Genomic DNA, 13,688 nt, shown 5'->3' with positions numbered 1-13,688 from the left:
GTGTGTATTGGAAGGAAGCTTTTTTAGAACATCTGACGGGATTGATGTCTATTTATGCACATGGCTTTCAAAAACTAAAGATGTAAAAGGTGTGGTCCAGCTTGTTCATGGCATGGTAGAGCATATAGACCGTTATGAAGAATTTGCTGAATTTCTTACGCAGGAAGGCTATCATGTAGTCGGTCACGATCAAAGAGGCCATGGACAAACAGCCGAGCGAAATGGCAGGCTCGGCTACATAAGTGATGGCGATGGTTTTTTAAGGATTGTAAATGATGTAAAGGAAATTAATATTAACGCACGGGAAAAATACAATCTTCCTGTTTACTTAATTGGCCACAGCATGGGATCATTTGTTGCGCGAAGAGTGATTCAGCTATATCCAAATTTAGTTGACGGGACTATCCTGATTGGAACCGCAGGACCTGCGGGATTTGCAGGTGAGATTGGGAAAGTGCTGGCCAAAGCTTCATCCATTATTACATCGCCTGAAGCTCCCGGAAAAATCTTAAGCCAATTAACATTTGGCTCTTATAACAAACGCTTTAAACCGTGCAATTCTCCGGTGGACTGGCTGAGCCGTGATCACACGGTAGTGGAACGATATTTAGAAGACCCATTATGCGGTTTTATCTGCTCCAATAAGTTTTATCAGGATTTGTTTTCAGGAATTTCTGTCATAAACAGAAAAAAAGAAATAAAAAAAATACCTCAATCGATGCCAATTTATTTAATCAGCGGTTCCGCAGATCCTGTCGGCAAAGATGGAAAAGGGGTATTTATCGTGGCAAAACAGCTGAAAAAAGCAGGCATAGAGGATGTTGAGGTTCGTCTTTATGAAGATGGACGCCACGAGTTGCTTAAGGAATCAAACCGCCAGCTCATTTTTTTAGATACACTTCAAAAGCTTGAAACGTGGACTGGAAAAAATAAAGCAATTTAGCCTGAAATCTTTTTCATTGCTATGGTTCGTGATATGATCATTATTCATTAAGTAATGAAAGATGTGACGCTAAAGTGGAAAAAACAAAAGTCATAGCAATAGTAGGACCAACTGCCGTTGGAAAAACTGATGTAAGCATAGAGGTCGCAAAAAAATTAAATGGTGAAATTATAAATGGGGACTCCATGCAGATTTACCGTACACTTGATATTGGAACTGCAAAAATTTCCCCATCTGAAATGAACGGAATTCCGCATCATCTGCTTGATATAAAAAATCCTGATGAATCATTTTCTGTAGCGGAATTTCAGCAGCTGGTAAGAGAGAAGATTAATGAAATCAACACGAGAGGGAAGCTGCCTGTTCTTGTTGGCGGAACGGGTTTGTATGTGCAGGCGGTTTTATTTGATTACCAGTTTGCAGGTGAAGGCAAAAACGAAGAAATTCGCACATCGCTTGAAGAAGAAGCAGAAAAAAAGGGGATAATGTCTCTTTATGACCGCTTAAGTGCCATTGATCCTAAAACAGCTGAAACGATCCACCCTAATAACCAAAGAAGAGTTATAAGAGCGCTTGAAGTGTACTATTCAACCGGCAAAACACCTGCAGAATGGCAGGCGGCTCAAAAAAAAGAATCTGTATATGATCATCATGTAATCGGTCTGACAATGGAACGGGAATATTTATACAAGCGCATAAATGAACGGGTGGATCTGATGCTGAGCCAAGGATTGCTTGAAGAAGTCCAGGCTCTCCATGATTCCGGATTGCGCAATGTGCAATCCATTCAGGCAATTGGATATAAGGAGCTCTACAGTTATTTAGATGGAGAGATTACCCTTGCTTGTGCGATTGAACAGTTAAAACAGAATTCCAGAAGGTACGCAAAAAAACAGCTGACCTGGTTCCGCAATAAAATGGATATTGAATGGTTTGACCTTACTCAGGGAACGATTGAAAAAAAACAGAAGATCTTAAGGTTTTTAGCAGGAAAATAGACATAGTTAGAGAATATATAGTTACTAGAGACCACTGGAGGAGGCTTGGAAATGAAGCAAACGATTAATATTCAGGACCAGATTTTAAATCAGCTCAGGAAAGATGGCACCTATGTAACTGTTTTTTTATTAAATGGATTTCAAATTCGCGGGCAGGTAAAAGCGTTTGATAATTTTACTGTACTGCTTGAATCAGAAGGCAAACAGCAATTGGTATATAAGCATGCGATCTCAACATTTGTTCCTGCTAAGGCAGTTAAAATACAAACAGGTGATGGAGAAAAGTAAAAAGTGCTCCTTAGCGGAGCGCTTTTTCTTTGCTCTAAAACATACAGCACATACATATACTTTAGGGATTTGCGTTTAAAAGAGTGGGGTGAATCGATTGACCCGGCAGATCAGCAGCGATAAAAAAAATCAGATTAAACTGGTCATCCAGTCCGGTGCTGAAAAAACACTGGAACGAACACTTGAACCGCCTTTGCATCCGATTTGGAGCAATATAGAAAAAGAGTTCAGACAGCTTGTCGGGTTAGTAGAGGTTAAAGAAATGATCAAGCATATCGTTGCCTGGAGTATAATAAATCAAAAAAGAAAGGAAGCGGGGCTTAAAGCCGACCACCATGCTTTGCATATGCTATTTCGCGGCAGCCCCGGTACTGGAAAAACAACAGTTGCAAGAATAATGGCGCAGCAGCTGTGCGAGTTGAAAATCCTCTCAAAGGGCCACTTAATCGAAGTGGAACGGGCAGACCTGGTTGGCGAGTACATCGGCCATACAGCAAATAAGACCCGGGAGCTGATAAAAAAATCTCTTGGAGGGATTTTATTTATTGATGAGGCATACTCATTGGCGCGCGGGGGCGAGAAAGATTTTGGCAGAGAAGCAATAGACACGCTTGTTAAGCATATGGAGGACAAGAAAGATGATTTTATCTTAATTCTGGCCGGATACGGAAGCGAGATGGATACATTTTTAAGGCTTAATCCGGGATTAAAAGGAAGGTTTCCTCACGTTGTCACGTTTCCGGATTATACGGTTGAGGAATTAATCGAAATCACGAGAAAATTTTGCAGGGAAAAGGAGTTCTCTTTAACCGGAGCTGCTTTGGACCGGATTACGTTTCATCTCAGGAAGGCTGTCGCAAACGGAAGCTCCGCTTTAAAGGATAATGGCAGATTTGTACGGAATATAATTGAGGCAGTTATTCGCGCCCAGGCAGTGAGGCTGCTTAAGAATCAGATGTATTCCAGGGAAGATTTAATGCTGCTGACTGAAAAAGATGTGATTGAGGGTTTGAAAGATAAAGAATAAAACCTGCACAAGATCCTGTGCAGGTTTTTTATTTTGCTTCATCCAAAGATTGAAGCTTTCTGAACGGCAGGCGCCATTTGTATACATAAGAGCATACACGCAGACCGGTTGTTAAAACAAATAAAGCATAAAGCTGCCAAGGCTCTGAAGCAGCACCGATTCCTACTGCAAACCCCGCAATGATGGCCCAGACTGCATAAATCTCAGATCTGAGTACTAGTGGCTTTCTTCCGGCAAGAAGGTCTCTTACAATTCCACCGCCGCTTCCGGTCAAAACAGCTGCCACAATTACAGCACTCATCGGATGGTCCATAGCGACAGCATAAAGCGCCCCCTGTATAGCAAATGCGGAGAGTCCCATGGCGTCAAAAAAATTTCCCCATCTTCTCCAGTGCTTCAATAAGTTATTTGGGAACAAAAAGACAGCAGTAATAGATAAAAGAGCGATCTGAAAAAACATCCCCTGCTCCCATAAAGCGGAAACCGGTACTCCAATTAATAAATTCCGTATGGCTCCTCCGCCAAAAGCGGTTACAATTCCTAAAATATATACACCTAAAATATCGTATTCTTCTTCCATCGCAATAATGGCGCCTGACACTGCAAAAGCAATCGTGCCGATAATGCTTAAAACCTCCCAGGTCATATAGACGTCACCTGGCCTTTCCTCAACAAATAAAACCTTCATGATTGTACCATGATTTGATGAAAACACCACGTTTTTTACGGGCTAATTAAGGGAAAAATGAAAAATAAATGCTATTTTATCCTTCAACTGGCTATAAAGCGTTACGAACCATGAATTATGGTAAGATAATTAGAGATTTTACATGGAAAGAAGGAATCTAATTGCCACATAAAGAGACCATTAAAGAAAAAGCAATTCTTGTAGGAGTGCAATTAAATCAAACAGATAGTCATATTGAACAGTCTCTTGAAGAATTAAAGGCTTTGACTGAAACGGCAGGCGGCGAAGTAGTTGCAATCTTAACCCAAAACCGTGATCGTATTCATTCAAGCACGTATATCGGTAAAGGGAAAGTAGAAGAGCTTCAGGCAATTGAAGAAGAGTATGAACCGGATCTTATTATTTTCAACAGCGAGCTGTCTCCGAGTCAAAACCGCAATTTATCGAAAGTTTTAGGTGCCCGGATTATTGACCGCACTCAGCTGATTCTTGATATATTTGCAAAGCGTGCCCGTTCTAGGGAAGGTAAGCTTCAGGTGCAGCTTGCCCAGCTTGAATATATGCTTCCAAGACTCTCAGGTCAGGGAATCGAGCTATCAAGACTTGGAGGAGGAATAGGAACAAGAGGTCCCGGTGAAACGAAGCTAGAAACAGACAGAAGACATATTCGAAATGAAATAGCTGAAGTAAAAAGACAGCTTCAGCAGGTAGTAAAACACCGGAGCCAATATAGAGAGAGAAGAAGAAAGAATAATGTCTTCCAAATTGCATTAGTAGGTTATACAAATGCCGGTAAGTCGACTCTTTTTAATCGTCTTGGTGAAGCTGACTCCTTAGAAGAGGATCAACTATTTGCAACACTTGATCCGATGACGAGAAAATTGAAGCTGCCGAGCAATTATTCGATCTTAATGACCGATACGGTAGGGTTCATTCAGGACCTTCCAACCTCCCTGATCGCATCCTTCCGTTCTACTCTAGAGGAGGTTAATGAGGCAGACCTGCTGCTCCACGTAGTAGATGCCTCCCATCCTAATTATATTGAGCATGAAAAAACTGTTCATCGGCTATTTAAGGAGCTTGAAATGGATCATATCCCTCAGCTCACCGTTTATAATAAAAAAGATGCAATTACGGGAGATTTTGTTCCTTCACCGAGTGAGAACTTTATCAAGATTTCAGCACTGGACCCAAGTGATCTACATGAGCTGAAACAGGAAATTGAGCGTTTAATGATCGAACAAATGGTTCCGTTTGATGTTCAGGTTTCCTCAGATGAAGGAAATTTAATCGCGCGACTTAAAAGAGATGCAATCATTAAGGATCTCTCTTTTATAGAAGAAAAGGATCACTATCATATTTCAGGCTATATTTTTAATGATCATCCAATTGCGGGATCTGTCAGCCAGTCGAAAGAATAAAGGAGTAAATTATGAGTTCTTATTTAAAACATCAGGATCTTCTTGTCCCTCTTCTGAACGAAGTGGAGGAAAAAATTAATCCTCAGCATAAAAAAATCGAAAAAATAGCAGAAGAGAATCAATATAAAGTATTGAATGCATTTAGGGAATGCAGAGTAAGCGACAGCCATTTCACACCGTCTACTGGCTATGGATATGATGATGCCGGGAGAGATACACTGGAAGCTGTATATGCAAAAGTGTTCGGTGCTGAGGATGGCCTTGTCAGACCTCAGATTATTTCCGGCACACACGCGATTGCTATTTCCTTATTTGGCGTCCTGCGTCCTGGCGATGACCTTCTCTATATTACCGGGAAACCATATGACACGCTCGAGGAGATTGTCGGGTTAAGAGGATCAGGCAATGGCTCTTTAAAAGAATTTAACATTGGATATGATCATGTTGAACTGGATCACCGCGGTAAAGTGGACATCGAAGAAGTGTTTAACAAAATCACCCCGAAAACAAAAATGATCGGTATTCAGCGTTCAAAAGGCTATGCGATGCGGCCTTCTTACCGAATAAATGAGATCAGGGAAATGATTGATCAAATTAAAAGTGTTTATCCATCGATCATTATCTTCGTAGATAATTGCTATGGTGAGTTTGTGGAAACGCTTGAACCAACTCAGGTTGGAGCAGATCTCATGGCCGGTTCACTTATTAAAAACCCGGGAGGCGGAATTGCAAAGACAGGCGGATATATTGTCGGCACAAAAAATCTCATTGAGAAATGCTCATACCGGATGACCTCACCGGGTATCGGGGCAGAAGCTGGTGCAAGTCTATATTCACTGCAGGAAATGTACCAGGGCTTTTTCCTCGCACCCCATGTTGTATCACAGGCATTGAAGGGTGCTGTGTTTACAGCTGCCCTTTTGGAGAGAATCGGCATGAAAACAATTCCTTCCTGGTCTGAGGAAAGAACAGATTTAATTCAGGCAGTGCAATTTGATGATCGGGAAAAGATGGTGGCATTTTGCCAGGCGATACAGTTTGCTTCACCAGTAAATGCCCAGTTTACACCTTATCCTGCTTATATGCCCGGATATTCAGACGATGTAATTATGGCAGCGGGTACTTTTATTCAAGGTGCGAGTATTGAGCTTTCAGCCGATGGTCCGCTGCGTCCGCCTTATGCAGCTTATATTCAAGGGGGACTGACATATGAGCATGTAAAAATAGCAATATCTACAGCCATTGACAGTCTGATAGAAAGCGGCAGGGTCACTCTTTAAAGATAAAAAATAATAATTACTCATTTTTATGCATAAAGTGTTAGAATGAAGGGAATGGAAGAAGTGGAACAACGGAAGTGTAAATTTCACGTTAGAAAAGCTAACATAATATTGACACCTTTTATTACATGCGATATGATTAGTATGTCGATGGGAAATGAAAGGAGATTATTTAATGGGAGGCAGTGAAATTAGACGAACGATGCCTTTATTTCCAATAGGAATCGTAATGCAGTTAGCGGACTTAACAGCTCGCCAGATTCGATACTACGAAGAGCATGAGTTAATTTCGCCTGCTCGAACGGAAGGGAATCGCCGATTATTTTCGCTAAACGACATTGATAGGTTACTAGAAATCAAAGATTTATTGGAGCAGGGGATTAACATGGCGGGAATCAAAAAGATTCTTGCTGTGAATCATATGGAATCAGCAGATAGTGATCTTGTTGCTAAAAAGCCGGAGTTATCCGACGAACAGCTGAGAACCCTTTTGAAGAAAGAAATGCTCAGCCCGGGTAAAATCAGCCGTTCGAGCTTACGCGCAGGCGATCTGTCACGCTTTTTCCGATAATCACTACATAAAAACAGGAGGAATTTAAACAATGAGTAAATATTCACGCGAAGATATCATGAGATTAGCAAAAGAACAAAACGTAAACTTTATCCGACTGCAGTTTACAGACATTCTGGGCACGATCAAGAATGTAGAAATTCCGGTTAGTCAGCTTGAAAAAGCGCTTGATAACAAAATGATGTTTGATGGCTCATCAATCGAAGGTTTTGTTCGTATTGAAGAATCTGATATGAATCTTTATCCGGATTTAGATACTTGGGTTGTATTCCCTTGGACTGCAGGTGATGGAAAGGTAGCTCGATTAATCTGTGATATTTATAACCCGGACGGCACGCCGTTTGAAGGGGATCCCCGCAACAACTTAAAGCGTGTACTTAAAGAAATGGAAGAACTCGGCTTTACTGACTTCAACCTCGGACCTGAGCCTGAATTTTTCCTTTTCAAGCTTGATGTAAATGGAAACCCAACACTTGAGCTTAATGACAAAGGCGGCTACTTTGACTTAGCTCCTACTGACTTAGGCGAAAACTGCCGACGTGATATTGTTATCGAGCTTGAAGCAATGGGCTATGAAATTGAAGCTTCCCACCATGAAGTAGCACCGGGACAGCACGAAATTGATTTTAAATATGCAGATGCTGTTACAGCATGTGATGATATTCAGACATTTAAACTTGTAGTAAAAACGATTGCCCGTAAGCATGGTCTGCATGCGACGTTCATGCCAAAACCATTATTTGGAGTGAATGGTTCGGGTATGCACTGTAATATGTCTTTATTTAAAAATGGGGTTAACTCATTCTTTGATGAAAACGCATCTCAGCAGTTAAGTGAAACAGCTATGCAATTCATGGCTGGTACACTAAAGCATGCTTCAGCATTTACAGCTGTTACAAACCCTACAGTTAATTCATACAAACGTCTTGTACCTGGATACGAGGCACCTTGCTATATCGCATGGTCTGCACGTAACCGAAGCCCGCTGATCCGAATTCCTGCATCACGCGGACTGTCAACACGCGTAGAAGTACGTTCAGTTGACCCGGCGGCAAATCCTTACCTTGCAATGGCAGTGCTATTAAGCGCAGGGCTTGATGGAATCAAAAACAAGCTTACTCCGCCAAAAGCAATCGACAGAAACATTTATGTAATGGACAAGGAAGAAAGAGAAGAAGCGGGCATTAAAGATCTGCCTGGAACTCTTTTCTCCGCTCTTGAAGAATTGAAGAAGGATGAAGTCATCATCAATTCCCTTGGCGGACACATCTTTGAGCATTTTGTTGAAGCAAAAGAAATTGAATGGGATATGTTCCGTACGCAAGTGCACCCTTGGGAGCGCGAGCAGTACCTGGAAATGTATTAATTAAAAAATCCTTAGAGCTCAAAGCTCTAAGGATTTTTTATGTAGTTAAAGTATCAAAGACGGATTACTCACTTTTGTTGTGTTTAACAAAAAAAAGCCCTGAAATAAACAGTTTCCTGCTTACTTAAGGACTTAATTCATGAAGGATGATTTTAAAATCTGTTAACTGACTGAATACTACTGCTTCAGTCTACGTTTTAAGCGACGGCGCGTAGGTTTTTTTATGCTTTTCTTTTCCAGGAGCTTTGCATCTTCCTCAAATCGCTGTCTCGCTTCGGTATAAAGGCACCGCATGGAAATCTCCCTCCTCTAAACCATCCTCTAGTATATGTATAAACTTTCTATATTCTGCTAAAACCTTTTTTTAAGAAATAATATAAAAACTTTTTAATATGTTCGCAAAGCTGTCATCCTCGAGGAAGAAAGAATCTAGATAACAATGATACAATAAGGAACAAACATGGTTTAAGGGAGTTTTTGTTGATGAAAGAAAGAAGGCGGTATAGTAACTTAAGATTAGGGAAGCTGTTTTTGGCTGTAGTACTGGCCGTAGTGCTCCAGTCTTTAATTCTGGGCATGATTGAAACGGAGCTAAGTGCTTTTTTGGAGTTTATTCTTTATGCTATTTTATTTACGATCATTTATGGAATTATTTTCAGCTTTGATTTTAGAAACTCTGAGGATAAGGACAGGTCATGATGAGACACCGGTAAAAACCGTGTGTCTTTTTTTATGAATATTTATAGTCGCGCGGGAATAGGCTTGAAAAGACAATAAAACCGGTTTTAAACCGGCTTTATTGATTTAATGAACCTGTCTGTAAACACCGATAACTTTTCCGAGGATGGTGACTGAATTTAAAATGATAGGGGCCATAGAGGAATTTTCAGGCTGAAGCCTAACATTATTTTGTTCCTTGAAGAACCTCTTCACAGTTGCTTCTTCCTCGTCTGTCATTGCAACAACGATATCGCCATTATTCGCTGCCTGCTGCTGCTTTACAATGACAAAGTCACCGTCCAGAATCCCTGCTTCAATCATGGAATCCCCCATAATCTCAAGCATGAAAACTGCATCATCAGACGACGCTAGGCGCTCAGGCAATGGAAAGTACTCTTCTACATTTTCAATTGCTGTAATAGGAGAACCGGCGGTAACTTTACCAACGAGTGGTACATTAACGACACGCTGAGTAGGAATGGCATCCTCTTCAAGGCTGATCACTTCGATCGCTCTCGGCTTTGTGGGGTCGCGTCTGATAAGCCCTTTGCTTTCGAGCCTGGCAAGATGACCATGAACCGTTGAGCTGGAAGCAAGTCCTACAGCGAGACCAATTTCACGGACAGAAGGCGGATAGCCTTTATCGCGAACTTCTCTTTTAATAAATTCAAGTATATCAAGCTGTCTTTTTGATAGTTTTTTCACGAGAAACACCCCTTCTTTTTATCCAATTCTTACCTGTATTATATCATGTAAGGGGCAAAAATACAAACATAAGTTCGAATTTTAGACTTGACCCAAAACAAGCGTTCGGTTTATACTAGATTCAAGAAAAGCGAACAGATATTCGGTTTAGGAGGCGTTTCTATGCGAACATTTATTGGGAAAAATTCATTTGTCATTTTATTCATTGTTATAGCTCTTATATTTGGTTACTATTTAACTTCCGCAATAACGAAAGACTCTCATAGCAGCATGGTAAAAATAGAGGTTCAGCAAGGTGATACGCTCTGGAGTCTATCAAGAGAGTATGCAGAATCACTCTCGATGACGGAAAATGATTTTATTGAATGGGTAGCAGCAGCCAACAATCTAAACTCCTATTCCATAAATGAAGGAGAAGGACTCGTGCTTCCAATTGAAGAACAGCATATGGACCTGTTCCTTCACGACGAGGTTCAATTGGCTTCAGAGGAGTAGAAGAAGATAGTAAAAGGGGTCGCTTATGATGGAAGTGATTATTTATTGCCGGGTAAGCACGGAAAAAGAAGCACAGGAAACTTCTTTGAAAAGGCAGGAGGAAGAACTGCTTGAGCTCGCTTCCCGCAGCGGATATACCGTAAAAGAAATAATAAAAGAACAGGCAAGCGGGTTTGACCTGGACAGAGAGGGAGTATTTCTCCTTCTTGACCTTATCCGATCCTCCAAAGTTGAGGGTGTGCTTATACAGGATGAAACCCGTATTGGAAGAGGTAATGCCAAAATAGCGCTGCTTCATACTTTAATGAAGGAAGGCGTTACGATTTTTTCTGTCAGCCATAATGGAGAACTCCAGCTGTCAGAATCAGACACCATGATTCTCCAGATTGTCAGTATGGTCGAGGAGCATCAGCGTAAGCTTCACAATTTAAAAATTAAGCGCGGAATGAAACGGGCAGTAGAGCGAGGATTCCGGCCGGAGAAAAACCTTAAAAATAAAGGAAACAAGGAAGGGCGCGATAAAAAACCTGTGCCTGTTGAGGAAATTGTCCGCTTGAGAAAGAACGGTCTGACTTTTTATGAAATCGGTGCGACTTTAAGAGGGCTCGGACATGATGTTTCTAAGGCGACTGTCCATCGACGCTACAGGGAATACGTGGATAATACACCTTCCTTGTAAAGTTTCTTCATTTTTTGTACGATTATGAGTAATCGTTCAGGAAGAGAAAGGGTGGATAGGCTTGTTATCTCAAAAAAAACTGACAAGAATTAATGAATTGTCACATAAAGCTAAAGGCAAGGGATTATCAGAAAAAGAGCTTGCAGAGCAAAAGACGTTAAGACAGGAGTATTTGGCTGCTTTTAGAGGGTCAATGAAAGATACAATCGAGCACGTAAAGGTTATTGACCCTGAAGGAAAAGATGTAACTCCCAAAAAAATTAAAGATATTCAGGATCGGAAGCGCCTGCACTAATAAAAAGCCGCACTTTTTTGCGGCTTTTTTATTTTGTAATGTGAATTCTTAATTGAACTCTGATGCTGATTTTGGAATTTAAGATAAAACATATGAAGATGTTTGTACATCTGTGGTTTTTTGCGTACAATAGTAACATATTAAGAGGATAGAAAGGATGTCATACATGTTTAATAAGATTGATGACTTAGCAATTAATACAATTCGCACGATCTCAATTGATGCTATTGATAAAGCAAATTCTGGTCACCCGGGCTTGCCAATGGGGGCTGCACCGTTTGCCTATACTTTATGGACCCGTTTTATGAATCATAATCCAAAAAATCCGGATTGGTTCAATCGGGACCGTTTTGTTCTATCCGCAGGACATGGGTCAATGCTTTTGTACAGCCTGCTGCACCTTTCCGGCTACGATCTGTCAATCGAAGAATTGAAAAACTTCCGTCAATGGGGATCAAAAACACCAGGACACCCTGAATATAAGCATACAGCTGGTGTAGAAGCAACTACTGGTCCACTTGGTCAAGGCTTAGGTATGGCCGTAGGTATGGCAATGGCTGAACGTCACTTAGCCGGTAAATTCAACAAAGAGGGTCATGACGTTGTAGATCATTATACATATACACTATGTGGTGATGGAGATTTAATGGAAGGTATCTCTTCAGAGGCAGCATCTTTGGCTGGTCATTTAAAGCTGGACAAGCTGGTTGTTCTTTATGATTCCAACGATATTTCTTTGGATGGAGACCTTGACCGCTCATTTTCAGAAAGCGTAAAAAAACGCTTTGAATCCTACAACTGGCAATATATCCGTGTAGATGACGGAAATGATATCGGAAATGTTGCTGATGCAATTGAACAAGCTAAAGCAGATACAACAAGACCAACAATGATTGAAATTAAAACCATTATCGGATTTGGTTCTCCTAACAGATCAGGTTCTTCTAAAGTACACGGTGCTCCGCTTGGCGCTGATGAAACTACTCTTGTTAAAAAAGCATACGAGTGGCTGTATGAAGAGGCTTTCCATGTACCGGAAGAAGTGTATGAGCGCTTTGATGAGCTAGTGGTTCAAAAAGGTGATAAAGAAGAAAAAGAATGGAACGACCGCTTCGCAGCATACAAGGAGGCTTATCCTGAATTAGCAAAAGAACTAGCTGATGCAATTGAAGGAAAACTTCCAGAAGGCTGGGAAGATTCGCTTCCAGCCTTTGAAGAAGGAAAAAGCCTTGCAAGCCGTGCCTCATCAGGTGAAGCTGTAAATGCACTGGCTAAATCTCTTCCAACTCTATTTGGAGGATCTGCAGATTTAGCAGGCTCGAATAATACAATGATGAAAGAAGAAGAAGACTTTACTGCTGAGACACCTGACGGCCGAAACATTTGGTTTGGCGTCCGCGAATTCGCCATGGGAGCAGCGCTGAATGGAATGGCTTTACACGGAGGGCTTCATGTATATGGAGGAACATTCTTTGTCTTTAGTGATTATGTTCGCCCGGCAATCCGCCTTTCAGCACTTATGGGCGTTCCGGTAACCTATGTTTTCACTCATGACAGTATTGCAGTTGGAGAAGATGGTCCAACGCATGAACCGATTGAACAGCTTCCATCACTTCGTGCAATGCCTGGTCTTTCAGTAGTAAGACCTGCTGATGGAAACGAAACTTCAGCTGCATGGCGCCTGGCGATCGAAGCAACGGATCATCCGACTGTTCTTGTGCTCACACGCCAAGGTCTTCCTACACTTGCGAATACAGCAGAGAATGCTTATGAAGGAGTAAAGAAGGGGGCATATATTGTTTCCCCGGCTCAAAATGAAACAGCTGACGCTTTATTACTCGCATCAGGCTCTGAAGTAAGCCTTGCAGTGGAAGCACAGCAGGCACTGCAAAAAGAAAATATTGATGTAGCAGTCGTTTCTATGCCTTCATGGGACCGGTTTGAAAAACAATCAAAAGAATATAAAGAATCTGTCCTTCCTAAAAATGTTAAAAAACGTCTCGGAATTGAAATGGCTTCTCCACTAGGCTGGGAGCGCTATACAGGAGATGAGGGCGATGTCTTAGGAATTAATACATTCGGTGCATCTGCTCCAGGTGCAACTGTATTAAAAGAATACGGCTTCACGGTTGATAATGTAGTGACAAGAGTTAAATCTCTTTTACAGGCGTAATACAAAAAAGCTGGAGACGCTGCTGTCTTCAGCTTTTTT

The 13,688-nt window shown here is 41.3% G+C and carries 15 protein-coding genes; 13 read left to right on the top strand and 2 right to left on the bottom strand.

Translation table 11 applies throughout. The annotated features are described in order from the left end of the window. Positions 1 to 7 precede the first annotated feature (7 nt). The 4 genes from C4B60_RS00950 (at position 8) to C4B60_RS00935 (ending at position 3,256) form a co-directional block, all read left to right on the top strand. Positions 8 to 943, top strand: coding sequence for an alpha/beta hydrolase (locus C4B60_RS00950; RefSeq protein ID WP_104055802.1), 936 nt, complete (start codon positions 8 to 10; stop codon positions 941 to 943). Positions 944 to 1,017: 74 nt separating this feature from the next. Continuing rightward, positions 1,018 to 1,941 (top strand): tRNA (adenosine(37)-N6)-dimethylallyltransferase MiaA, encoded by a 924-nt coding sequence (gene miaA, locus C4B60_RS00945; RefSeq protein WP_104055800.1) that lies wholly within the window; start codon positions 1,018 to 1,020, stop codon positions 1,939 to 1,941. Positions 1,942 to 1,992: 51 nt separating this feature from the next. Further along, on the top strand, positions 1,993 to 2,229 hold the full coding sequence (gene hfq / locus C4B60_RS00940; protein WP_104055799.1) for an RNA chaperone Hfq: 237 nt from the start codon (positions 1,993 to 1,995) through the stop codon (positions 2,227 to 2,229). Between the two features lie 97 nt (positions 2,230 to 2,326). Further along, complete coding sequence (locus C4B60_RS00935) at positions 2,327 to 3,256, top strand: AAA family ATPase (RefSeq protein WP_425331144.1); 930 nt, start codon at positions 2,327 to 2,329, stop codon at positions 3,254 to 3,256. Between the two features lie 28 nt (positions 3,257 to 3,284). Here C4B60_RS00935 and C4B60_RS00930 read toward each other — a convergent pair whose 3' ends face one another. Next, a complete protein-coding gene (locus tag C4B60_RS00930; RefSeq protein ID WP_104055797.1) occupies positions 3,285 to 3,902 on the bottom strand; it encodes a trimeric intracellular cation channel family protein in 618 nt (205 codons plus the stop codon). A gap of 203 nt (positions 3,903 to 4,105) precedes the next feature. Here C4B60_RS00930 and hflX point away from each other — a divergent pair, with 203 nt between their 5' ends. The 5 genes from hflX (at position 4,106) to C4B60_RS00905 (ending at position 9,281) form a co-directional block, all read left to right on the top strand. Then, positions 4,106 to 5,365 carry a GTPase HflX gene (hflX, locus tag C4B60_RS00925; protein ID WP_104055795.1) on the top strand — a complete coding sequence of 420 codons (1,260 nt, stop codon included), beginning with the start codon at positions 4,106 to 4,108 and terminating at the stop codon, positions 5,363 to 5,365. Positions 5,366 to 5,376: 11 nt separating this feature from the next. After that, positions 5,377 to 6,645 carry a methionine gamma-lyase family protein gene (locus C4B60_RS00920; RefSeq protein ID WP_104055793.1) on the top strand — a complete coding sequence of 423 codons (1,269 nt, stop codon included), beginning with the start codon at positions 5,377 to 5,379 and terminating at the stop codon, positions 6,643 to 6,645. A gap of 175 nt (positions 6,646 to 6,820) precedes the next feature. Then, the gene (locus tag C4B60_RS00915) at positions 6,821 to 7,216 is read left to right on the top strand and encodes a MerR family transcriptional regulator (protein WP_104055791.1); all 396 of its coding nucleotides are present in this window, start codon (positions 6,821 to 6,823) and stop codon (positions 7,214 to 7,216) included. 31 nt (positions 7,217 to 7,247) lie between these two features. Then, positions 7,248 to 8,582, top strand: coding sequence for a type I glutamate--ammonia ligase (gene glnA / locus C4B60_RS00910; protein WP_104055789.1), 1,335 nt, complete (start codon positions 7,248 to 7,250; stop codon positions 8,580 to 8,582). A gap of 483 nt (positions 8,583 to 9,065) precedes the next feature. Then, entirely contained in the window at positions 9,066 to 9,281 is a 216-nt protein-coding gene (locus tag C4B60_RS00905) for a hypothetical protein (RefSeq protein WP_104055787.1), read from the top strand. A 105-nt stretch (positions 9,282 to 9,386) separates the two neighbouring features. Here C4B60_RS00905 and lexA read toward each other — a convergent pair whose 3' ends face one another. Beyond that, positions 9,387 to 10,007 (bottom strand): transcriptional repressor LexA, encoded by a 621-nt coding sequence (gene lexA, locus C4B60_RS00900; RefSeq protein ID WP_104055785.1) that lies wholly within the window; start codon positions 10,005 to 10,007, stop codon positions 9,387 to 9,389. Positions 10,008 to 10,169: 162 nt separating this feature from the next. Here lexA and yneA point away from each other — a divergent pair, with 162 nt between their 5' ends. The 4 genes from yneA to tkt all read left to right on the top strand — a co-directional run bounded on the left by yneA (position 10,170) and on the right by tkt (position 13,649). Then, positions 10,170 to 10,502, top strand: a complete 333-nt coding sequence (gene yneA / locus C4B60_RS00895) for a cell division suppressor protein YneA (RefSeq protein ID WP_104055782.1) — start codon at positions 10,170 to 10,172, stop codon at positions 10,500 to 10,502. A gap of 28 nt (positions 10,503 to 10,530) precedes the next feature. Further along, positions 10,531 to 11,181: a YneB family resolvase-like protein gene (locus C4B60_RS00890; RefSeq protein ID WP_104055780.1), complete on the top strand. Its 651-nt coding sequence runs from the start codon at positions 10,531 to 10,533 to the stop codon at positions 11,179 to 11,181. A 61-nt stretch (positions 11,182 to 11,242) separates the two neighbouring features. Continuing rightward, positions 11,243 to 11,476, top strand: coding sequence for a DUF896 domain-containing protein (locus tag C4B60_RS00885; protein ID WP_104055779.1), 234 nt, complete (start codon positions 11,243 to 11,245; stop codon positions 11,474 to 11,476). Between the two features lie 166 nt (positions 11,477 to 11,642). Next, positions 11,643 to 13,649 (top strand): transketolase, encoded by a 2,007-nt coding sequence (gene tkt / locus C4B60_RS00880; protein ID WP_104055777.1) that lies wholly within the window; start codon positions 11,643 to 11,645, stop codon positions 13,647 to 13,649. Positions 13,650 to 13,688: the final 39 nt, after the last annotated feature.

Source organism: Jeotgalibacillus proteolyticus (assembly GCF_002926065.1).
GTDB classification, from domain to species: Bacteria; Bacillota; Bacilli; order Bacillales; family Jeotgalibacillaceae; genus Jeotgalibacillus; species Jeotgalibacillus proteolyticus.
The sequence above is the reverse complement of the archived record's forward strand: the minus strand, read 5'-3'. Positions and strand labels throughout refer to the sequence as shown.